The sequence below is a fragment of the Wolbachia endosymbiont (group A) of Lasioglossum morio genome, from assembly GCF_947250585.1.
Taxonomy (GTDB): Bacteria; Pseudomonadota; Alphaproteobacteria; order Rickettsiales; family Anaplasmataceae; genus Wolbachia; species Wolbachia pipientis.
In genome coordinates this window covers 462,638-483,986 of sequence record NZ_OX366327.1, presented here as the reverse complement: position 1 = coordinate 483,986, position 21,349 = coordinate 462,638, and the positions used below count along the sequence as shown (strand labels likewise).

The following is a 21,349-nucleotide window of genomic DNA, read 5'->3' as shown; positions in this document are numbered from 1 at the left end:
AGACGGTGTCATTCCAGTGCTTGACACTGGAATCCAGACTTTAATTGTTATACTTGTAAATAATCTGGTGAAAATAAACGTTCATCTCAAAATGCAGTATTTTTGTTGAAATAGCTCAACTGGATCCCAGTGTCTGGGCACTGGGATGACACCATAGGAGGCTACTTGGATGACAAAAAAAGGAGCACTGGGATGACAGCAGTCCTACGTCATACCGCCGCGGTATCTCTAGATCCCGCTAACAAGCAGCGGGATGACGAGCTTATCGTCACGCCGCCACGAACCGTCATACCGCGATCCATTCGCGGTATCTCAGCCGCTAACAAGTAGCGGGATGACGGTTGTCAGGGTGTCATGAAAGTAGCTGACACTGGAATCCAGAAAAAAAGAAATATGTATCAGCTACTTTCATTTGCTGCGCCTCGAAAATAAACGTTCATGTAGCTAAGCCATAAATCCAGTATAAAGACCTTTAATCATTGGCTTCGTAGTACTTCTCAACCAACTTATTAAGTAACCTTACACCAAAACCTACTGCTCCTCTTGGACAAATGTCAGTACCTTTCTCGTGCCAAGCAGTGCCTGCGATATCTAAATGTGCCCAGCAAGTTTCATTCACAAAACGCTGTAAAAACTGTGCAGCCATTATGCTATCTCCACCAGAGCCTGCAGGAGCGATGTTTTGAACATCAGCAATCGGTGAATCAATAATTTTGTCATAAGTTTCATTCATAGGAAAACGCCATAACTTCTCATTTACTTCATTTCCTGCATCAATCAGACGGTTTGCTAATTCATCATTATTTGAAAAAAGACCAGCATATTCGTTATTTCCAAGTGCAACCACTATAGCACCAGTTAAAGTTGCAAGATCAATCATAAATTTTGGTGAGAATCTATCTTGCGTATACCATAAAGCATCTGCAAGTATGAGCCTTCCTTCTGCATCGGTGTTCAACACTTCTATTGTTTGTCCAGACATTGAAGTTACTACATCACTTGGTCTTTGAGCATTACCACCCACTGCATTTTCTGCAAGTGCGACCACACCGATCGCATTTACTTTTGCTTTTCGTCCTGCTAAAGCATGCATCACCCCAACCACAGTAGCAGAGCCTGCCATATCATATTTCATCGACTCCATACCACGTGAAGGTTTGAGTGATACTCCACCAGTGTCAAACGTTATACCTTTACCAACAAAAGCTATAGGCTTTTGTTCTTTAGAAGCCCCATTCCATTTTATCACTACTAATTTTGGTTCTTTACTACTTCCTTGTGCAACTCCAAGCAAGGCTCCCATTTTTTTCTCTTCCATCTGCTTTTTATCAAGCACCTCGATTTCAAGGCCAAGCTTAGTAAGTTCTTTTTTTATATGATCAGCATAGGATTCTGGATATAGAATGTTAGGAGGCTCTGTTATAAAAGAGCGCGCAAGGAATATACTCTCACCTTCTTGCCTTAAGTGCTCAAATGATCTTTCAGCATTACTTAATTGTTCATCTTTTACTAATACGGTAATCTCCTCTACCTCTGTAATTTTCTCATCCTTTTTAGTTTTATACTTATCAAACTTAAAACTACGCAGAAACGCACCATATGCAACATTTGCTGCACTACCTTCGATTAAAACCGCTGCTTTTTTAATTTTTAATCTGCTTAGCTCACAATATATTTTACCACCAATATTTAATTCTTTATTTTCATTCCATTCATCCTTCTTACCCAGTCCAACAACTATAACATTTTTTTCTTCTGGCAAAGCAGTAGAGAAAAATTCACCAAAACTTCCATTGAAATCGCTAAATTGCTTTATATTATCTATGACCTGTTTTCCTTGCAAAACTCCGCCATCATTTACGGTTTCGTTGTCTTCAAATAAACCCATTACTATTGTTTTAAAATCGGGCGAAATTTTAGAAATTGTTATTTTCATTGCTGGTATCTCCGTTGCAAATAATTGTAAACTGTACATAAAACATAGCAAAAACATCAGTAAGATATTTTTCATATACATCCTAAGTACAATAACACTTAAGTTTACTATGGACTCCCTTACATGCAAGGTTTTTTATCTTTTATTAGAGAACTTATTATATCCGCCCAAGGTAATGTTAAACGTATAGGTTTTTATGACCTGATCACTGTAAGTAAATGGTGTTATGAGAAGGCTTGCAAGCCCATTACTAACAAAATCTTCAAGAACAGGATCAGCGCAATTATCGCAATTATGGTCAGCAAAAAACATTTGCGTTGTGAATTCTGGAAAATCCGGATGTTGAACTAGAAAGTTGATATGTGGAGCTCTATCACCAATTTTACCAGGTGCTATCGTAATAAAATTATAATAGCCAAGATTATTCACTACAAACCTTCCTGATCCAGCAAAATTCAGATCATCCTCTATATTCTTATCGTAATGGTTCACGCCGCGTGAATTCGCGTGCCATATAGAAACTACAGCGTTTTGTATTGGTAAACAGTTTATATCAGTAATTTTACCTACTATGTGTATTAATTCTCCTATTGCACTATTTGGAGAACCAGGTTTCCTTCTTAAATTGTTTGAAGAGCTAAAATTTTTCGGCCTTGCATCAAGGTCATATATTTCCGGAGTTTTAATGCAGTTGAGCAAAACAGGATCAGCTGCAAATAGCGGCAAACTGAATATCATTTGTACTAAAAGTGCTAACAAGATATTTTTCACATTCATTTCATTTATAATAGACTTCTTGCATAACCATATAACAAACTTTTATTGGAAATAGAAACGAAAAAACTTGCTTGACACCCTTCGCCAGCCCCCTTATCATGAAACTGAAGGTATTCAGTTATCTTCATCTGTGCAGATTAAACAGCAAGAAAACAACGTAGTTGGCGTCTTATTTTTAATTTTTTGCACTATGTGCACCTTATGTCTTCACAATATTTCTAGGTTTTTACCTACACAAGCTGAAACGCGCTATTTAAAACATTAAAAAACGCCAACTTAAAAAATGGATAGTGAATAACTAGCTACCCTAGGGTTTCTTTTGCCTTTTTTTCTGTTTAGTAAATTGTATCCGTTCAGCGGAGTGGTAGAATAAGGTAGACAAAGCAAGATAATAAAGATAATCATAGAGCAAAAGTGAGGTAATGTGGTAAACCTTTGAGAACTTTGCAAAAATTTACAGCAAAAAATAGAAAAACTGAAAGCAGAGATAGAAAACTTAAAAGCAGAAAATAAAGCTTTAAAGATAGAGAACGCTGAATTAAAGGAAAGGCTCGGTTTAAATTCAAAAAACTCATCCCTGCCCAGCTCAAAAGAGCTATACAAAATAAAAAAGGACAAGCCAAAAAGCGAAAGGAATGTTGGCGATCAGGTTGGGCATAAAGGAAATTTTCATGCCACAATGGAAGCGGATAAAGTAGTAAAAATAGAGTTGCCTAATATTTGCGAATGCGGAGGAGAGCTTGTAATATGCGAAAAACCTTATGTTCACCAAAAAGTTGATCTTCCGGAAATTAGGCCTTATGTAGTATAGCCTTTCTTATAATAGTCCGAATGCGATAAGATATGTGTTTATGGCTATAGCAGGCCAGTAGCATATTACGGTCTGTTCGGATTATTGTAAAAAGAGCTATAATTGGAACATGGTCGTTGTTGGAGATGCAGAAAAAGAAAAAGTAGCAAGTTACCAGAAGGTGTTACGCCAGATACATTTGGTCCAAGGGTTAAGTCTATAATTGCAGCACTCAGCGGATTTTACAAAAACTCAAAGCGTGAAGTGGCTAGTATCATAAATGACATTTTTAATTTGAACATAAGTGTTGGCAGCATATCAAATCTTACTATTACCCACAAATATAAATGTACTTATAAATAAAGTATTACAATATTAAAGTTTGCAAATATTGAGGGTATAAAAATGGCAAACGAGAGTAATGAATGGGCTAAAAATGAATTTGGAGATGCTGTACTTGGAGATAAAAGATTAACTGACCGATTAGTAAAGATTGCTGATAGTTTGATAAGTTTACCTGAAAGCTCAATTAATGAGGCATGCGGAAGTTGGTCAGAAGCAAAAGCAGCATAACGTTTTTTTCAAAATGAGAACGTAAAAGAAGTCGATATTCTAGCTTCACACATTGATAAAACAGTTGAAAGAACAAAAGCTCATAAAAGAATTCTTGTGATTCAAGATACAACTTATATTTCATACTCAAGCCATAAGCGGATTGGGAACTATTGCTGGAAAAGGAGCAGTAATGCATACAGCCCTTGCTGTTAGTACGGAAGCTGGGAATACTGGATCAAAAGATTTACTCGAGGCAACTCATTTCTGAAGAAGAAAAAAGACTAAAGAGCCATCGTAACAACGTTCATATTGAGGATAAAGAAAGTATGAAATGGCTAGAAAGTTTAAAGAAAACAAATAATATTATAGATCTGGCCCAAACCGAAGCTATAACTGTATGTGACAGAGAAGCAGATATGCATGATTTTTTTGAACTTGCACATAATCTTAACTCAGCAATTTTAGTAAGAGCTCGCCACAACAGAAATGTAAATAAAAAATTCATGCATACCAGGAACAAGCAAAAATTATGGTCATTTATCCAAGGCCTCCCTTGCGCTGGAAAAGTAGAAGTTGAAATCCCTGCTAGAGATAACAAGCAAAAAAGGACAGCGTTTTTAGAAATTAGATTCGGAAAATTTATCACATGAAGGCCATATAAAATGTAAAGAAGGTCACATAAAATATAAACCGACAGAGTCTACAACTTCACGCAATTCATGTTGTTGAAAAAAACTCTCCTCCCGAAGCAAGTCCTCTAGAGTGGATGCTTTTTTCCGGTCAGTACTTTTGAAGAAGCTGTTGAAAAAGTTAGTTGGTATTGTTTGAGATGGAAAATAGAGATATTGCATAAGATTTTAAAATCTGGTCTCAAAGTTGAGGAATGTAGACTTGGAACAGCAGAAAGATTAATGAGGTATTTAACAGTCATGAGCATTATTGCTTGGAGAATTTTCTTTATTACATCAATTGCAAGAACTAACCCAACATTACCATGTACTGCCTTATTAGCTGAGGAGGAATGGAAAGTTTTATATGTTAAAATACACAGGAAACCATGTCCAAATATAGCCCCTACTATAAAAGAAGCCGTTTCGTGAACTTGGAGGTCATTTAGCAAGAAAAAGCGACCCAAAACCAGGACCAATTACTCTTTGGAAAGGATATAAACGTCTCTTTGATTTAGCAGAAGGATGGCGACTTGCTCACGAACCTCATATTTGTGGGTAATAGTAAGGTTTCTAAGGGAGGGAGTAGTAGTAATACTGCTTCCTTACCTGACCAGTTTGCTCGTGATAAAGGTTTTGAGAAACGCGCTCAATACTATGCTGCTAAAGCTTATTCAAGTCAAGCTCACAAAGGTGATCAAGATCTTAAAGGAGTTATTTTTATTGCTATCGCCGATTTTATCTTATTTCCTAACAAGCTGGCTTACAAATCTGATCACGTTACTTTTGATAAAATTACCTATGAACATGATCTCAAAGATTTTAGTTGCACTTTCATCGAGCTACCAAAGTTTAATAAGACAAAAGAGGATCAGCTTTCAAATATTGTTGAAAAATGGATTTATTTTTTTAGTGCGACCCTGAAAGTCGTGGTTTTGTGGTGGTTAAATTCCACTTTCCCTAGACATCGGGGATAATGTATATCTCACATTTTAAAGGGTGGCAACCTTTGGGGTGCAAGCATGAGATAAAAGCAGGTAACACTAAACCTCATGGTGAATCCTTGCAAACAGAGTTAGATATGATTACGAGAGGAACCTATGTTTGAATTGTCGTCAAAGCATAGTATGCGAAAGGAGGTTGAATTACGCATAGACCAAAACGGTATGAAGCAAAAGTGGAACTAAAGATTGAAGACTTTAGTTATTGATGTTCCCAGCTTCCGGCAAATAGTAGGAATCTAAGTTTAACGTGAAACGAAGCCATGGAACGGAGTAACCACATAAAAGCTCTTATATTCATTAAAATATAAGTAGGTAGCCAACCACAAGCTGCTATGTGGAAGGATTGTTTAAGAAGCTAATGCCCAAAGTAATATCTGGGATATGCAGACGTAAACACTTTAATTTGGAAGGTAAAGTGGTGAATAGTAGTGAATATGTTATGGACCAGCAAAAAGCTAGGTATGAATGGAATGGAATTCCTTGGCGAAAGCTGAAGAAATCTTCATTTAAGCTACAAAAACGAATTTACCAAGCCTCTAAATGTAATGATATCAAAAAGATGCATAATCTTCAAAAATTATTGCTCAAATCAACAAGTGCAAAAACACTCGCTTTTAGGAAAGTAACACAGGACAATAGGGGGAAGAAGACTGCAGGTATTGATGGAAAGGCTAATCTTAATCAAAAAGAAAGATTAGAACTATCATATTCTTTAGATATAAAAGAAAAAGCAAAGCCATCATGACGCGTCTGAATCCCAAAACCTGGTAAGCCATCGGAGCATCGCCCGCTTGGTATACCTACTATATCACAAACACTTGTAAAAATGGCTTTAGAACCAGAATGGGAGGCAAAACTTGAGCCAAACACTTATGGTTTTAGACCTGGTAGATCATGTCATGATGCAATTGAAGCCATATTTGATGTGCTAAAACAGAAAACAGCATATGTATTAGATGCTGATATTTCTGGATGTTTTGACAATATTAACCATAATAAACTGCTTGAAAACCACACCAACGTTAAAGAAAATCATAAGAAGATGGTTAAGGGCAGGCGTTATGGAAGATGGAAAGTTTCAATCCACAAAACGTGGTACAATTCAAGGAGGCACCGTTGCTAGCTTGTGTTGCATTACACGGATTAGAGCAACATGTCAAAAAAGCATTAACAAACGAACTCTTTCAATGCATGAAAAGAAAATATGGTAGGATATCGCATAAAAACGCGCAAAAGTCTATTAGTGTAATTTTCTACTGTGATGATTTTGTCATCATACATGAAAACGAAGAGATTATTCTTAAAGCAAAAATTTTAGTTGAAGAATGGTTAGAAACCATTGGACTAAAATTAAAGCCCTCTAAAACAAGAATTTCTCATACATTAAGAACCATTGACGAAACAAAACCAGGATTTGATTTTCTTGGATTTTCAATAAGACAATATCCAACAAAAGAAAGTAAAAAAGGTTACACATTATTAATAAAACCAAGTCGTAATTCTATAAAGCAGCATACATTTGCTATTAAACATAAACTTAGAGAAATGCGTGGGGCGCCACAGGAAGTAATAATAAGGAATCTCAATCCAATAAACAGAGGATGGAGTCAATATTACTCTTCGGTAGTTTCATGTAAAATCTTTAGCTCATTGGATAATACTATACATAGAAAGCTCTGGAAGTGGGCAGTCTTTAGGCACCCAAACAAAGGGAGATGCTGGATAAAAAGAAAGTACTTTAAGAAGTATAATAACGAAAACTGGCGCTTTATGACAAGTAACAAGGTACGTCTTACTATACACAGCGATCATGTTATTAAACAAAGTGCAAAAAACCAGATCCCCATATGATGGTGATTGGGTATATTGGGGTAAACGTCTGAGAAAAATACCAGATAAGCCACTAGGAGTAATAAAATTATTGAGGTTGCAACAAAGTAAATGCGATAATTGTAGACTATGGTTTAAAAGTGATGATACAATAGAAATACATCACAAAGACCGGAATAGACGAAACAACATGATCAAAAACTTATCTTTGTTACATGGACATTGTCACGATGAATTACACAGGAGGTGTGCATGAAAAGCTCCAAATTGGAGAGAAGCCGTATGAGGCGCAAAGTCTCACGTACGGTTTTGAAGTCGAGTGAGGAAGGGCGACCTTCTTCACTTAGACAACAGTACGCAGAAGAAACAACAGATGAAGATCTAAAGAAAATTGCAGAGGAATCACCAATAATAAAGCTAGCATATGATGAGTTGGACAAGTTTCGTTGGGATGAGAAAGATTTAGTAGCATATGAAGAAAGAATAATGGATCTACGTAAGGAAGAAGCCATTCTTGAATACAAACTTGAGGAAGGTATAGAGAAAGGAAAAATCGAAGTTGCAAAAAATTTACTTAAAGCTGGTGTATCTGTTAATTTAATAGCTGAATCCACTGGCCTTTCTCAAGCTGAAATTGTACAGCTTAAGCAAGAAGTGGCCTAAGTATCACGGTTTTCAGGGCTTTTTTAGCTCGGCAGTGGTCTGAAAAGTCCATTTTTCACTTTATAAAATGTTTATATTTTACCACCTACTTTATTTGAATAAGTTCTTCTGCCACACTCTGAACGGATACTTGAATCAGGCTCAAGTTGACAAGTAGATGTTATCTTGTTATAATAAGTAAGTATTTATTAATTTAATCTTAACTTAAGAGGGTATTTATGGTAGTAGAAGATAGTGCTTTAAAAAGGTATGCGTTAGCCTATATAAAGAAATTAGGTAATAATATTGAAGGGTTTCTACAGTATTGTAATAATACACCGAATTTAACTTGGAGCAAGGAGAATTTTAACGATGTGTATAAAAGATTTAATGAGAATCAAAATTCAAGTTATGAACGCAGTACTAGAGAAAACAGAAGCCAGCGAAATAACGCAGGGAATAACGCACAACCTACAAGCTCTCAGACTACACATATACATGTACACAATAATAGAGGTTTAGACTTTTGGGATTATTTACTACTTAGCAACCTGTTTGGTGGTCATACTACGGTTAATAATATAACGAATATTAACAATGGTAATACCACTCATCAAGAGAAAAAAGAGAATCAGAAGATAGTAGGAAGTTATTAGCTTTAGGTATAGCAGTTGCAGTTATGTGTGTTGCTTTCCATGCTGGTATGTGTTTTTGGTATAACAGCAGCAGAAAAACGGCTAGAAAAGAAGAAAAAATAGATTACCTGGATAATAAACTTAAGATGCTTAGGAATATAGAATTTGCGGTTGGCGCTGTTTCTTTGGCAGCTTTGGTAGCTTGTGCTGTTTACCCAGTCTTACCAGTGTGGGGTTTAGTTATCCTTGGTGTTAATTCTCTTGTGTGTTTTACTGGTGGTTTAGCTTTTCATATGAAGCATGAGGAAGAATCAGAAAATATCGAGAAAGCTGAAAGAGCGGTAGATAGCTATCTTAAACAAGTGCATGGTTATGGAGATTCTTCTCGTGATGCACCACCTCCTTACTCTCCTCAATATCCTAATACTACTCCAAGCGCTCCTCCTCAAAATGCATTTGATAATCCTTATTTGCAACAGAAGTTTGGGAATTGTAAGGGGTTCACGCGTGATAAAAATTAACAGTTTTATTTTTAGCCAAATTAATTGAATCAAGCTACAAAACCTGCTAAAGTTAACTTTGTGAAAGCACCCTTAGCTCAGTTGGATTAGAGCATTTGACTACGGATCAAAAGGTCGGGCGTTCAAGTCGCTCAGGGTGCACCACATTTTATAGGAAACAGAAGTCACACTTGAAATTAATATATGTAATGCCTATCTTTAAAGGTTAAACACTAAACTATTATATATGAGCAAAAAAGACTACTATGATCTGCTGGAAGTAGGTAGAAATGCCAATATTGATGAGATAAAAAAAGCATATAAAAAATTAGCGTTAAAATATCATCCTGATAGAAATCCTGGCAATAAAGAAGCAGAGGAAAAATTTAAAGAAGTAACAGCTGCATATGAAGTTCTGTCTGACTCTGAGAAAAGGGCAGGCTATGACCGTTATGGCCACGAAGGTGCTTCTGGTGGATTTCAAGGCTTTAGCTCTGCAGGAGATTTTAGCGACATATTCAATGACTTCTTTGGTGGAGGATTCGGTGGTGGTGCAAGTAGATCGAGAGCAAAAAGAAGTACAACAGGAGTATCTGGAGCAGACCTACGTTATGATCTTGAAATTACCTTAGAAGATGCATTTAAAGGAATACAAGCGCCTATACATTATGTGACAAATGTAAAATGTGATACATGCCAAGGCACAGGTGGCGAAGGAGCAATTAAACCAGTTCAGTGCCACACATGCCAGGGAAGCGGTAGGATTAGAACTCAACAAGGCTTTTTTACCATCGAAAGAACATGTACTACATGCTATGGGGAAGGAGAAATAATACAAAACAAATGTAAGAAATGTGGTGGAAGTGGACGTAGAAGAGATGAAGTAAATATATCCGTTTCAATTCCAAAAGGCATAGAAGAAGGAGCTAAGGTAAGGATAAGTGGTAAAGGAGAAGCTGGAACAAAAGGTGGAAAAAGTGGAGATTTATACGTATACGTGAAAATAATTTTCCATAAAATCTTTGCTAGAAATAAAGCAGATTTACACTGTAAAGTGCCTATAAGAATGACACTAGCAGTGCTTGGTGGTGAAATCGATATTCAATCAATTGATGGAGCTAAAATAAAAGTAAAGGTCCCTGAAGGCACTCAAACTGGTACCAAACTACGTTGTAGGGAAAAGGGTATGCCATATATGAACTCACATGCTCGTGGTGATTTATACGTACAGGTAATAGTTGAGACTTTAAATCCAAAAAATTTAACTAAAAAGCAAATTGAACTATTAAAAGCGCTTGAAGAAGAGGAAAATGCAAGTGTACAACAGCAATCTGAAGGGTTTTTTAGTAAAGTAAAAAAAAAATAAGAAATCTGCTAAATGACATGAAGGGGTAACTGTTTACGGGTTTTCATTTAATCCTGCAATTTTTTGATCTCACTCATGGAAAACTTAACAATAATTAGCCAATAGAAACTTCTTAGCTCCTTATAGCTAAAGTGGCTTAGGTTTACCTACAATTTGAAAAACAACAAATTCGTCATTCCGCTACTCGTTAGCGGAATCTATGCTGAGATACCGCGAATGAATCGCGGTATGACGTTGGGAAACCTTTCTTGGGTTAGCTATAAAACTATGTAAAAGCAATAAATTTCTTTATTTAAGGTCGAAGTTTTGCTATTCTCAGGTTTTAATAATTTAAATTTAATGAATATAAACAAAAATGAGTTTTTATTTCTTCCGCTTGGGGGAGTAGGAAGAATCGGGATGAATGTTAGCCTATATCATTACCAAGGTAAGTGGATTATGATCGACCTTGGTGTTGGTTTTGCAGATGAAACTATGCCAGGTGTTGAGCTGCTCATTGCTGATATAGATTTTATTGCTCAAAGAAAAAAAGATTTACTTGGAATAATAATTACACATGCACATGAGGACCACTGCGGTGCAGTGCCCCACTTGTGGGAAGAGTTGCAGTGCTCCATATATACAACAAAGTTTACGGTTAATTTTCTTAAAGAGAAACTAAAAGAATTTCGATTGGAAGGTATAGTGCCTGTGAAAGAGGTAGACATAAATGGCAGCATAAATTTGGGTCCTTTTACCGTCGAATTTATAAATGTAACTCATTCAATTCCTGAGGCAAATTCAATATTAATTAGCACTGAAATGGGTAGTGCACTCCATACCGGAGACTGGAAATTTGATCCAAAACCTGTTGTTGGATTAACTTCTAATATGGAGCGTCTAAAAGAAATTGGCGATAAAGGTGACCTGCTTGCAGCAATTTGCGATTCAACCAATATATTAAGCAAGCATCACCCTGAGTCAGAAGGTGAAATTTATAATAATATTTATAACATAATAAAGCGGTCTAAAAAATTAGTTGCTGTTTCGCTATTCGCTTCAAATGTGGCACGAATTGAAACGATAAGCCAAGCTGCAAAAGCACTAAATAGAAAAGTAGTTTTACTTGGTAGATCTTTATGGAGAATAGTGAAAGTTGCGCAAGATAGTGGTTATTTAACTGATTCTCCTCAGTTTCTTGAAGCAAAGGAAGCAGTAAATTTTCCAAGGGAAGAACTGGTGCTACTTTGCACAGGTTGTCAAGGTGAGCCACTGGCAGCTACCGCAAGACTTGCTGCTAAGAGTCATCAAGCATTTAAAATGCAGCAAGGTGATACCATGATCTTTTCGTCAAAAATCATTCCTGGAAATGAAACTCGTGCGCACAACATGCTCAATGCCTTTATTGAGATGGGGGTAGAAGTTATTACTGAAAAAACAGAGCATGTTCATGCTTCTGGGCATCCAACAAGAGAAGAGCTAAAGGAAATGTATTCTTTAATAAAACCGAAGATGTCTATTCCAGTTCACGGCGAATATATTCACACGCATGCACATGTAAAATTTGCTAAAGAGTGCGGTGTGGCAAAAGCAATAATGATTGCACCAGGTGATATTGTTAATTTGGAGAACGGAGAAAAAGTTGATTCAATTGATGTTGACTACTTTGGTATTGATGGTATGCTGCTACGTCATCCGGAGAGCAGTGTTATAAAAATGCGTAAAAGGATGAGAGATGCCGGAGTTATTGTGGTAACAGCAGTTGTAAACAAGAAAAATAAATTGCTTGCTAAACCAAAAGTATTTGTACCTGGTGTTTTTGAAGTGCTAGAAGATGCAGCTACCATACAGAAAATTGTCAAGAAAGTTGAGTCGTTGTTTAGTTTGCAGCCAACAAAAAAAATTAAAAATAAGATTGAAAGTTCAATATTGAGTATCTTAAAGGAATATTTACTAAAAAGGCCTATAATTGAGGTTCAGATAGAACAGGTATGAAATGAATGAAGCTATTCGTTCATCTGGTGTTATTTATTTCGTTATTTATTCCTTATTTTACAAAAGCTGCTTTATATGTTGATATAAAAAAAAGCAGTGTTGGCAACATTGGTCTTGTTGTATCTAAATGTACATGTAAAACAGCGTTGGAAAGCGAATTAAGCGAAAATATTGCAAAGGTAATAGGAACAAATTTATCTAATTGTGGCTTATTTAATGTAAAACGTGGCGCGGAAGCTGAATCTAAATCTTGGAAAAGCGATACTGTAGTCACAGTAAGTTTAAGCGAAATATCTGGTAGTGCATTAGAGCTATCATTTCGTTTATTTGACACTTTTACAAAAAGAGAATTACTTACTCAGTCAGTTGTTTTTCCAGCAAAAGACTGGAGAAAAATTGGTCACCTCGTTTCGGATGTGATACATGATAGATTAATTGGTGAGAAAGGGCACTTCAACACAAAAATCACGTATATCGCTGAAGAAAAAGATAGCAACTACAAATCTGTGCGTAAAATTGCTGTGATGAATCAAGATGGAAGTAATATAAAATACTTAACAAATGGCGATAGATTTGTGTCAACACCGAGATTCTCACCAAATGGAAAGGGTATTGTTTATATCTCGTACGCAAATGGTAAAAGTTATATAATATTAAAAAATTTAAAAGATAACACTGAATCAATAATCAGCGCATTTGAAGGAGTTGTTTCTGCACCAAGATTTTCTCCCGATGGTAAATCTCTTTTAATTTCCCACTCATTGGGTGGTGAAACGAATATATTATCTTTGGATTTAAGTAGTAAACGAACAAAAAAAATTACTAAAGGTTCAGCTATAAGCACTTCTCCCTCTTTTTCTCCAGATCAAAAGTATATGGCTTTTAGTTCTGATATAAGTGGGAGTCAGCAACTGTACGTTATCGATTTTACTAACAAAAGTAAAAAACCTAAAAGAATTAGTTTTGGAAGTGGAAGATATGCTACGCCTGTTTGGTCGCCAAAAGGAGATCTGATAGCTTTTACAAAGATTCAGTCAGGAAAATTTTACATAGGAGTTATGAAGCCAGATGGCAAAGAAGAACGTCTGCTTTCAGAGGGGCATAAAATTGAATCCCCGGCATGGCTACCAAATGGTAGAGAAATCATTTTTACAAGAACAGAATCACCAAGCAACTCTAAACTATATTTAGTAGACTTAGTAAAGAAAAATCAAAAAATGGTTTCCACTCCCACAAATGCTTCTTTACCGGATTGGTCTTATTTTTGAAAGTAGATCTATTATAGATTTGATATGAGCCTTATTTTACTTTAATCGCTTATAACCTTTGGCACTACGAAATACCCATGCTCAGGTTTTGTATTGGACAATATCTCTTTTTTAATGTTTTGAGAATTTATAACATCATCGCGTACATGAATGTCCTTGTCTATGCTGCCATAACGCATAGGAGAAACACCTTCAGTATTAACTTGCAATAAAGTATCATGTATCCAATCCAGCATTGTCAGTTCTTTGGAGTAGTGATCAATCTCGTCATTTGATAACTTAATCCTTACAAGCTGTGCAATTTTAAGCATTTCTTCCTTGGTAATTGTTATTTTTCTCTTATTTGCAAATTCTATTAGTGAAGTAATAACGTCTTCTGTTGACTTAGCTGGCATCTTTACCTCCTTGGATAAAGTGAGTTAAAATATCTACGACCGAAACAACTTCTATTTTACCAGTTTTTTCAAGTTTGTGAAGTATGGTATCCGTAATCACTAATTTATCTAAAGAAGAGGAAGAGATTTTCTCAACTGCACTTCCTGAAAGCACACCGTGTGTGATGCATGAAGTTACGGACTTTGCTCCGTAACTTTTTAAAGCAAGAGCTGCATTACACAACGTTCCACCAGAGTCAACTATATCATCAACAATGACACAATTTTTGTTTGCAACTTCTCCTATTATGTTCATTACTTGAGATGTGCCTGCTTTCTCCCTATATTTATCTACTACAATAATCTTATCACTTAACCCTATCTTGTACTTTTCCTCTAAAGTCTTTGCAAAAGCACGTGCTCTACCAATTGCTCCAACATCAGGTGCAACAATTGCCAAATTTTCCGTGTGTATAGAGTCAACAAATGCTTCAAAGCAGTTCAAATTAGTTATCGGTACATCAAAGAATCCTTCAATTTGACTTGAGTGCAAATCAATAACTGCAACACTACTTGCACCTACAGTTTGAATAAGATTTGCAACTAATTTAGCACTTAAAGCAGATTGCATATTATTGTTCTTGATAATTCTATCTTGCCTGCTATATCCATAATAAGGGATAATTACTACTATCCTTTTGGCTCCTAATCTATTTACTGCATCAATTATGAGCAGAAGCTCCATAAGGTTATCATTCACAGGGGGAGAAAGAGATTGTATTATATATACTTCTTGATTATATAGATCATTTGCTACTTCTACATTTACCTCGCCATCGGTAAACTTTGATATCCAAGCAGAGGATGGTTGAACATCTAGCCGGTTAACTACTGATTCCCCTAATTCCTTACTAGCATTACCTATTATTATCTTCATAACGCACTAATTGAGTTTTTAAGATTATACAGAAATTGTGAAATAATTGAAATGTAAGTGTCTTTATCTAGCATTCTTGTCGGTGAATTAGGTACCTCTTGTACAATGACCTGTCATTTTCACGCGTTGTTTCAATATACAGACCCAAATTGAAACAACTATACAAAATCCTGCTTATGTTTCAAGATAAATGACTTTAATGAAATATAATTTATCTAGTCATTTGTATCTGCTAACATACTACACTTCCCATTGTAGAGCCTCTGCAACTTACTGAAATTTATAATCGCTTTATAAAAAGCTTTATACTCTTTGCTTAATTGGAGGCGCTACCTCTGCACTTTCTGCTCTGTCTAGGGTACTACTTGGTTTTTCTGCAGTAATTTTTTGAATGCTACCATCTACCTTATTCTTGATATCTGCTCCATATGATCTTAATACTTCAATAGCTTTCTCGTTTCCACTATTCAGCGCAATATCCAAAGCATCCATTCCATCATTATTTTTGTGGTTGATAAAATTCTCTAACTCAAAGATTTTTATATATTGCTCAATGATGAATTCTACCACTTTTCCAGGGCAATTATTAGCGGCAGGAAAGAGTACTGCATTGTTATTATTGTCTTTCTTTGTTACATCTGCTTTGAGCTTGTCTATCAAATACTTGATAATTTCTATTCTGCTATCATCTTCTGCTTCAGTGCACTGCCTAGCAGCTAAAAACAGAGCTGTTCGCCCATTATTGTCCACATCTTCAATATCTTGTCCCTTATCAATTAAGGCTTGTATTATATTTTTGTTCCCATATAAAGCAGCAAAGTGAAGAGGAGTATACCCTTCGGTACTTTCTCTTTCATTAATCAATGCACCATGGCTAGCTAGTAATTCTATAAATTCTGGCGTATTTGCAAAAACTGCAAAGTGCATTGGTGTTAGATCATCTTTACCATGATTTTGAGTTTTTGCATTAACGTTTGCTCCATTTTTTATCAGCAATTTTGCTATTTCTAATTGTTTGCGTCCGATGGCAATATGCAGTGGCGTACGATTGCGTTCATAATGATCATTGACGTTTGTGCCACATTTTATTAGTAGTTCTGCAGCTTCAATATTACCTTCCTGAATTGCAACGTATAAGGAAGCATATCCATCTTTTGTTTCCTCTGTCATACGAAATTGCGAACATGTTAGTTCATATATTATTAAGGATTATTATTAAGTTTTTATTAATACAATATTAATGTAGCGGGATGACGAGCTTATCGTCATCCCGCCGCGAACCGTCATACCGCCGCGGTATCTCTAGATCCCGCTAACAAGCAGCGGGATGACGGTTTTTCAAATTATCGTAAGTCAGTTTAGCTATAGCTACAAGTTTCATTCTTCCCTTACAAATAACTTTACTGCGTCCTTTTTTCGGATTCAGAATTAGCAAGAAACGTTCTTGTAAGGTGGTCTACTAAAATTTTGCTTTATAAAACAATGTCTGAACTATGCAATTAATACATTATCAACACAACTGATTCATAAAAGCAAATATTATAACCACGAAGAGAGAAAATGTTATGCTTAGTTTAATAAGAAAGACCTTGAGAAAAAAAATGACTCATCAGGTAAACGATTCGAAATTGAAAGAGAAAGATGAAAAAAGTATTTTAAAATTAGCATCAAAAATAAAAGGCAAAAAAAGTAGCATTGCTGAAGAACTAGAAAAAATATCTAAAAAGGAAAAACAAAGGATTCTTACTACGGAAGTAAGCAAACATCGGGGTAAAGAACCAACTATTATATCACTTGCTTATGCTATACTACGTAAAGATAGTATAGCTGTTGAGAAAATGTTAAGAGTAGCTAAAGAAAACGGTATTCTGAAAGACATTCTTGACGCAACAACAACTATAAAATATCCAGGTGGTCAGGAAGAAACTTGCACACCACTTACTTATGCCATATTATGTAAAAATAGCAAAACTATTGAAGAAACTTTAAAAGTCTCTAAAGAAAACGGTATTCTGAAAGATATTCTTAACGCAACAACAACTATAAAATATCCAGATGGTCGGAGAGCAACTGTTACACCACTTGCTTATGCTATACTATATGAAGATAGTATAGCTATTGAAGAAATTTTAAAAGTCTCTAAGGAGAACGGTATTCTGAAAGATATTCTTAACACAACAGCAACTATAAGATATCCAGATAACAAGGAAGTGACTTACGCGCCACTTGCTTATGCTATGTTCTGGAAGGATAGCAAAGCTATTAAAGAAATTCTAGTAGCAGATGAAGAGAACAGTATTCTGAAAGATATTCTTAACACAACAACAACCATGAAATATCTAGACCGGGAAGTGACTTACACACCACTTGCTTATGTTATACTACGTAGAGATAGTATAGCTGTTAAAAAAGTGTTAAGAGTAGCTAAAGAAAACGGTATTCTGAGAGATATTCTTGACACAACAATAACTATAAAACATTTAGATAGCCGGGAAGTGACTTACACACCACTTGCTCATGCTATGTTCTGGGAGGATGGCAAAATTATTAAAGAAATTCTAGTAGCAGCTGAAGAGAACAGTATTCTGAAAGATATTCTTGACGCAACAACTACTATAAAATATCTAGATGGTCAAGAAGAAATTTACACACCGCTTACTTACGCCATATCATGTAAAAATAGCAAAACTATTGAAGAAATTTTAAAAGTCTCTAAAGAAAACGATATTCTGAAAGACATTCTTGACGCAACAACTACTATAAAATATCTAGATGGTCAGGAAGAAATTTACACACCGCTTACTTACGCTATATCATGTAAAAATAGCAAAACTATTGAAGAAATTTTAAAAATCTCTAAAGAAAACGGTATTCTGAAAGATATTCTTGATGCAACAACAACTATAAAATGTCCAGATGGTCATGAAGAAACTTGCGCACCGCTTACTTATGCTATACTACGTAAAGATAGTATAGCTGTTGAGAAAATGTTAAGAGTAGCTAAAGAAAACGGTATTCTGAAAGATATTCTTGACGCAACAACAACTATAAAACATTCAGATAGCCGGGAAGTAACTTACACACTACTTGCTTATGCTATACTGCGTGAAAATAGTATAGCTATTGAAGAAATTTTAAAAATCTCTAAGGAGAACAGTATTCTGAAAGATATTCTTAACGCAACAATAACTATAAAATGTCTAGATGGTCGGAGAGTAACTGTTACACTACTTGCTTATGCTATACTACGTAAAGATAGTATAGCTGTTGAGAAAATGTTAAGAGTAGCTAAAGAAAACGATATTCTGAAAGACATTCTTGACGCAACAACAACTATAAAATATCCAGATGGTCAGGAAGAAACTTGCACACCACTTGCTTATGCTATACTACGTAAAGATAGTATAGCTGTTGAGAAAATGTTAAGAGTAGCTAAAGAAAACGGTATTCTGAAAGACATTCTTAACACAACAATAACCATAAAACATAAAAATAATCAAAAAGTAACTGATAAGTTACTTGCCGCATTACATGATCGCAAAGTTATTCAAGAAATTTTAGACATAGCTAGAGAAAACGATATTCTGAAAGACATTCTTAATGCAACAATAACTATAAAATATCCAGATAGTGAAGAAAAAATCTACACACCACTTACTTATACAATATCATGTAAAAGCAACGAAGCTTTTAATACAACAAGAGCTATAAATCAAGATGGTCAGGAAAAAACTCACATCCCATTTCCTACCGTTTCCGTACTTGATGAAAGAGAAACTGAATTAAAATTAAAAGAAAAAAGACAAAGTAGAAGAGATGAGGGATTAAATTTTAACAATGGTAGTAGTGACAAAAATGTTGAAATAAAAGTTAATGGGGATATCTTGTTGCAGCATAGTAGTGGAACTAAAAATGAAATAAATCATACTGCTGTACGTAATGATGTAGGGGGGGTAAAGCCTCTAATAGAAAGTAGAGTAAATGTTAAAGTACAGAATATAAATGCAGTGATTGCAACTTCTGTGACATTTAAAATGATTGCAACTTCTGTGACACTTGAGTTGGTAGCTAGTAAAATAACATGTGTACTGTCAAAACCCACCACTAAATTGGAAGAAGTAGCTATAACATATTTTCAAGGTTTAGCACTATATTTGTGAAACTTAATTTATATGTGCTAAACAAGATGCTGATTAGTTTTATAGCTAACCCAAGAAAGGTTTCCCTACGTCATACCGCCGCGGTATCTCTAGATCCCGCTAACAAGTAGCGGGATGACGATTGTCGTTTAGCCATAAATATTTAAGAAATTTACCAAATGAAAAAAAAGGCAAAAGAAGCCCTGGGGTTATTATCTGCTTTAAAATATTGGCGTTTTTTATGTTTTAAACGCTTGACAAGCAAGATTTAGCTGCTTTTAATTGCAACTAACCTATGCTGCAAATGTTTAAGAAATTTACCAAGCAGAAAAAAAGACAAAGAATCCCCGAGTTAGCTAGTCTTTTACTATCTCTGTCGAGTATTGGCATTTTTTGATGTCTTGTAACGCTTTATAAGCGCGTTCAGCTTATTTAGATAAAAATCTAGATGTAGATGAAGTTTTGTAAAGACATACAGTATCTATATACTGCAAAAAATTGAACATAAGACGCCGATACATTAAGTAATCCTTACCTTTTAATCTGCAGATTGGCGAAAGCAAATACAATAGCTTCAGTTTCATGATAAGGGGGCTGGCGGAGTTTGTCAAGGAAGTTTTTCGTTTCTGTGAACCACCTGCTAACCGACAGCTAACATTAACTACCGATATCGTATCTGAAGAAGCCCCCTGGCCATTCTAAAAAATTTAATGCTGAGTACACCTTACTTTTGGCTTCCTCTATAGTGCTCCCTTCTGCTACTATATTTAGCACTCTTCCGCCATCGGAAACTAAGTTACCACTTTCATCCAATTTAGTACCAGCATGAAACACCAACACACCAGGAATGCTTTCAATCTTATCTAATCCTTTAATTACTTCTCCCTTTTGATAATCACCAGGATAGCCTTTACTTGCAACAACTACACAAACTGTAGATTTGTTGTTAAGTTCCACCATTTTGACATTTAACTTTCCTTCTGCAACTGACAACATCAATTTTAACAAATCGCAATTTGAATCAAATCTAGGTAATATAGATTGCGTTTCTGGATCACCGAATCTAACGTTATACTCGAGAAGTTTTGGGCTATCTTTGCAAATCATTAAACCAGCAAAGAGTACTCCTTTATAAGACGTACCCATGTTAACCAATGCTTGAGCTGTAGGGTATATTATTTTTTGGATAATTTTTTGCTCCATGTCCTTACTTATAATTGAAGGTGATGAGTACGACCCCATACCTCCAGTATTTTGGCTTTCATTACTTTCATCAACTCTCTTATAATCTTTTGCACACCCAAGAGTTACTACTTTCAACCCATCAATAAGAGCAAAAAAACTTACTTCTTCTCCAACTAAAAACTCTTCTATGATTATTTCTTCACCTGATTCACCAAATTTTTTCTCCACTAGCATTGAATTTATTGCTGAAAAAGCTTCGCTTTCTGTATTACATATAACCACCCCTTTTCCTGCTGCAATTCCATTTGCTTTCACTACAAGTGGAAACTTTATTTTATTGCTACGTACAAAATCTTTAGCTAACCCTTCATCAACAAAACACTCGTACTTGGCAGTTGGTATACCATATCGTTTACATAGTCCCTTGGTGAAAGACTTCGATCCCTCAAGTTTTGCAGTTGCTTGACTTGGAGCAAAAACATTTATTCCCTCTGCAACTAAATCATCAGCAAGCCCATCAATTATTGGTTGTTCTTGACCAATAACAACCAACTCTATATTTTCTCTCTTGCAAAATTGTGTAACATCCACTGAATTTTGAATATTTACATCCACAAGAGCCCCAAGATCTTTCATAGCTTGGCGACCAGGAGTTACATATAACTCAGTCAAGATAGGAGATTTTTTTAGAGCCCAAAGTAGAGCGTGCTCACGCCCACCAGAACCTATAACCAGAACCTTCATCTTTATTTCCTCGCTTTTCTATATG

16 protein-coding genes, 1 tRNA gene and 5 pseudogenes are annotated in these 21,349 nt (G+C 35.5%); 16 read left to right on the top strand and 6 right to left on the bottom strand.

Annotated features, from left to right (window positions below):
* Positions 1-472: 472 nt before the first annotated feature.
* Both OOK89_RS02335 and OOK89_RS02330 read right to left on the bottom strand, forming a co-directional pair.
* A complete protein-coding gene (locus tag OOK89_RS02335) occupies positions 473-1,936 on the bottom strand; it encodes a leucyl aminopeptidase (protein ID WP_233395611.1) in 1,464 nt (487 codons plus the stop codon).
* A gap of 135 nt (positions 1,937-2,071) precedes the next feature.
* Positions 2,072-2,713, bottom strand: coding sequence for a protocatechuate 3,4-dioxygenase (locus OOK89_RS02330; protein WP_264719215.1), 642 nt, complete (start codon positions 2,711-2,713; stop codon positions 2,072-2,074).
* 466 nt (positions 2,714-3,179) lie between these two features.
* On the opposite strand from OOK89_RS02330, the pseudogene OOK89_RS02325 reads away from it, so the two are divergent.
* The 15 genes and pseudogenes from OOK89_RS02325 to OOK89_RS02255 all read left to right on the top strand — a co-directional run.
* Positions 3,180-3,521: pseudogene (locus OOK89_RS02325) on the top strand (DUF6444 domain-containing protein); the annotation flags it as partial.
* A 105-nt stretch (positions 3,522-3,626) separates the two neighbouring features.
* Positions 3,627-3,854 (top strand): annotated as a pseudogene (locus OOK89_RS02320) (IS66 family transposase); the annotation flags it as partial.
* Between the two features lie 54 nt (positions 3,855-3,908).
* Positions 3,909-5,288 (top strand): annotated as a pseudogene (locus tag OOK89_RS02315) (IS4 family transposase).
* 52 nt (positions 5,289-5,340) lie between these two features.
* Positions 5,341-5,637: pseudogene (locus tag OOK89_RS02310) on the top strand (PD-(D/E)XK nuclease family transposase); the annotation flags it as partial.
* Between the two features lie 451 nt (positions 5,638-6,088).
* Entirely contained in the window at positions 6,089-6,475 is a 387-nt protein-coding gene (locus OOK89_RS02305) for a reverse transcriptase N-terminal domain-containing protein (protein ID WP_264719214.1), read from the top strand.
* Positions 6,476-6,484: 9 nt separating this feature from the next.
* Entirely contained in the window at positions 6,485-6,853 is a 369-nt protein-coding gene (locus OOK89_RS02300) for a reverse transcriptase/maturase family protein (RefSeq protein ID WP_209473350.1), read from the top strand.
* Positions 6,847-7,581, top strand: a complete 735-nt coding sequence (locus OOK89_RS02295; RefSeq protein WP_264719213.1) for a group II intron maturase-specific domain-containing protein — start codon at positions 6,847-6,849, stop codon at positions 7,579-7,581. The genes OOK89_RS02300 and OOK89_RS02295 overlap by 7 nt, the downstream gene beginning before the upstream one ends.
* The gene (locus OOK89_RS02290) at positions 7,556-7,816 is read left to right on the top strand and encodes an HNH endonuclease signature motif containing protein (RefSeq protein WP_264719212.1); all 261 of its coding nucleotides are present in this window, start codon (positions 7,556-7,558) and stop codon (positions 7,814-7,816) included. Before OOK89_RS02295 ends, OOK89_RS02290 begins: the two co-directional genes overlap by 26 nt.
* 95 nt (positions 7,817-7,911) lie before the next feature.
* Positions 7,912-8,223: pseudogene (locus tag OOK89_RS02285) on the top strand (nuclease/transposase family protein); the annotation flags it as partial.
* A 218-nt stretch (positions 8,224-8,441) separates the two neighbouring features.
* Positions 8,442-8,858 carry a hypothetical protein gene (locus OOK89_RS02280; protein ID WP_264719210.1) on the top strand — a complete coding sequence of 139 codons (417 nt, stop codon included), beginning with the start codon at positions 8,442-8,444 and terminating at the stop codon, positions 8,856-8,858.
* A gap of 23 nt (positions 8,859-8,881) precedes the next feature.
* The gene (locus OOK89_RS02275) at positions 8,882-9,358 is read left to right on the top strand and encodes a hypothetical protein (protein WP_264719209.1); all 477 of its coding nucleotides are present in this window, start codon (positions 8,882-8,884) and stop codon (positions 9,356-9,358) included.
* A gap of 66 nt (positions 9,359-9,424) precedes the next feature.
* Positions 9,425-9,502: transfer RNA gene (locus OOK89_RS02270), tRNA-Arg, on the top strand.
* Between the two features lie 82 nt (positions 9,503-9,584).
* Entirely contained in the window at positions 9,585-10,703 is a 1,119-nt protein-coding gene (dnaJ, locus tag OOK89_RS02265; protein ID WP_015588778.1) for a molecular chaperone DnaJ, read from the top strand.
* Positions 10,704-11,042: 339 nt separating this feature from the next.
* Complete coding sequence (locus tag OOK89_RS02260) at positions 11,043-12,677, top strand: ribonuclease J (protein ID WP_012673044.1); 1,635 nt, start codon at positions 11,043-11,045, stop codon at positions 12,675-12,677.
* A gap of 5 nt (positions 12,678-12,682) precedes the next feature.
* Positions 12,683-13,945, top strand: a complete 1,263-nt coding sequence (locus OOK89_RS02255; protein ID WP_015588777.1) for a Tol-Pal system protein TolB — start codon at positions 12,683-12,685, stop codon at positions 13,943-13,945.
* Positions 13,946-13,986: 41 nt separating this feature from the next.
* On the opposite strand, the gene gatC is transcribed toward OOK89_RS02255, so the two are convergent.
* The 3 genes from gatC to OOK89_RS02240 all read right to left on the bottom strand — a co-directional run bounded on the left by gatC (position 13,987) and on the right by OOK89_RS02240 (position 16,426).
* Positions 13,987-14,340: an Asp-tRNA(Asn)/Glu-tRNA(Gln) amidotransferase subunit GatC gene (gene gatC, locus OOK89_RS02250; protein WP_015588776.1), complete on the bottom strand. Its 354-nt coding sequence runs from the start codon at positions 14,338-14,340 to the stop codon at positions 13,987-13,989.
* Positions 14,330-15,256, bottom strand: a complete 927-nt coding sequence (locus tag OOK89_RS02245) for a ribose-phosphate diphosphokinase (RefSeq protein ID WP_264719208.1) — start codon at positions 15,254-15,256, stop codon at positions 14,330-14,332. Before OOK89_RS02245 ends, gatC begins: the two co-directional genes overlap by 11 nt.
* Positions 15,257-15,559: 303 nt before the next feature.
* Positions 15,560-16,426, bottom strand: coding sequence for an ankyrin repeat domain-containing protein (locus OOK89_RS02240; protein ID WP_006280296.1), 867 nt, complete (start codon positions 16,424-16,426; stop codon positions 15,560-15,562).
* 395 nt (positions 16,427-16,821) lie between these two features.
* Between OOK89_RS02240 and OOK89_RS02235 the strand changes: the two genes are divergently transcribed.
* Positions 16,822-19,416, top strand: a complete 2,595-nt coding sequence (locus tag OOK89_RS02235) for a WD_0033/WD_0034 family tandem repeat-containing protein (RefSeq protein ID WP_246432744.1) — start codon at positions 16,822-16,824, stop codon at positions 19,414-19,416.
* Between the two features lie 636 nt (positions 19,417-20,052).
* On the opposite strand, the gene purD is transcribed toward OOK89_RS02235, so the two are convergent.
* Positions 20,053-21,324: a phosphoribosylamine--glycine ligase gene (gene purD, locus OOK89_RS02230; RefSeq protein ID WP_264719206.1), complete on the bottom strand. Its 1,272-nt coding sequence runs from the start codon at positions 21,322-21,324 to the stop codon at positions 20,053-20,055.
* Positions 21,325-21,349 lie beyond the last annotated feature (25 nt).

Bases quoted from the DNA above. Each gene is read 5' to 3' on its own strand.
- gatC (WP_015588776.1), bottom strand. From the start codon at position 14,340: ATGCCAGCTAAGTCAACAGAAGACGTTATTACTTCACTAATAGAATTT.
- OOK89_RS02335 (WP_233395611.1), bottom strand. From the start codon at position 1,936: ATGAAAATAACAATTTCTAAAATTTCGCCCGATTTTAAAACAATAGTA.
- OOK89_RS02240 (WP_006280296.1), bottom strand. From the start codon at position 16,426: ATGACAGAGGAAACAAAAGATGGATATGCTTCCTTATACGTTGCAATT.
- OOK89_RS02235 (WP_246432744.1), top strand. From the start codon at position 16,822: ATGCTTAGTTTAATAAGAAAGACCTTGAGAAAAAAAATGACTCATCAG.
- dnaJ (WP_015588778.1), top strand. From the start codon at position 9,585: ATGAGCAAAAAAGACTACTATGATCTGCTGGAAGTAGGTAGAAATGCC.
- OOK89_RS02330 (WP_264719215.1), bottom strand. From the start codon at position 2,713: ATGAATGTGAAAAATATCTTGTTAGCACTTTTAGTACAAATGATATTC.
- purD (WP_264719206.1), bottom strand. From the start codon at position 21,324: ATGAAGGTTCTGGTTATAGGTTCTGGTGGGCGTGAGCACGCTCTACTT.
- OOK89_RS02245 (WP_264719208.1), bottom strand. From the start codon at position 15,256: ATGAAGATAATAATAGGTAATGCTAGTAAGGAATTAGGGGAATCAGTA.
- OOK89_RS02280 (WP_264719210.1), top strand. From the start codon at position 8,442: ATGGTAGTAGAAGATAGTGCTTTAAAAAGGTATGCGTTAGCCTATATA.
- OOK89_RS02255 (WP_015588777.1), top strand. From the start codon at position 12,683: ATGAAGCTATTCGTTCATCTGGTGTTATTTATTTCGTTATTTATTCCT.
- OOK89_RS02260 (WP_012673044.1), top strand. From the start codon at position 11,043: ATGAATATAAACAAAAATGAGTTTTTATTTCTTCCGCTTGGGGGAGTA.
- OOK89_RS02275 (WP_264719209.1), top strand. From the start codon at position 8,882: ATGTGTGTTGCTTTCCATGCTGGTATGTGTTTTTGGTATAACAGCAGC.
- OOK89_RS02305 (WP_264719214.1), top strand. From the start codon at position 6,089: ATGCCCAAAGTAATATCTGGGATATGCAGACGTAAACACTTTAATTTG.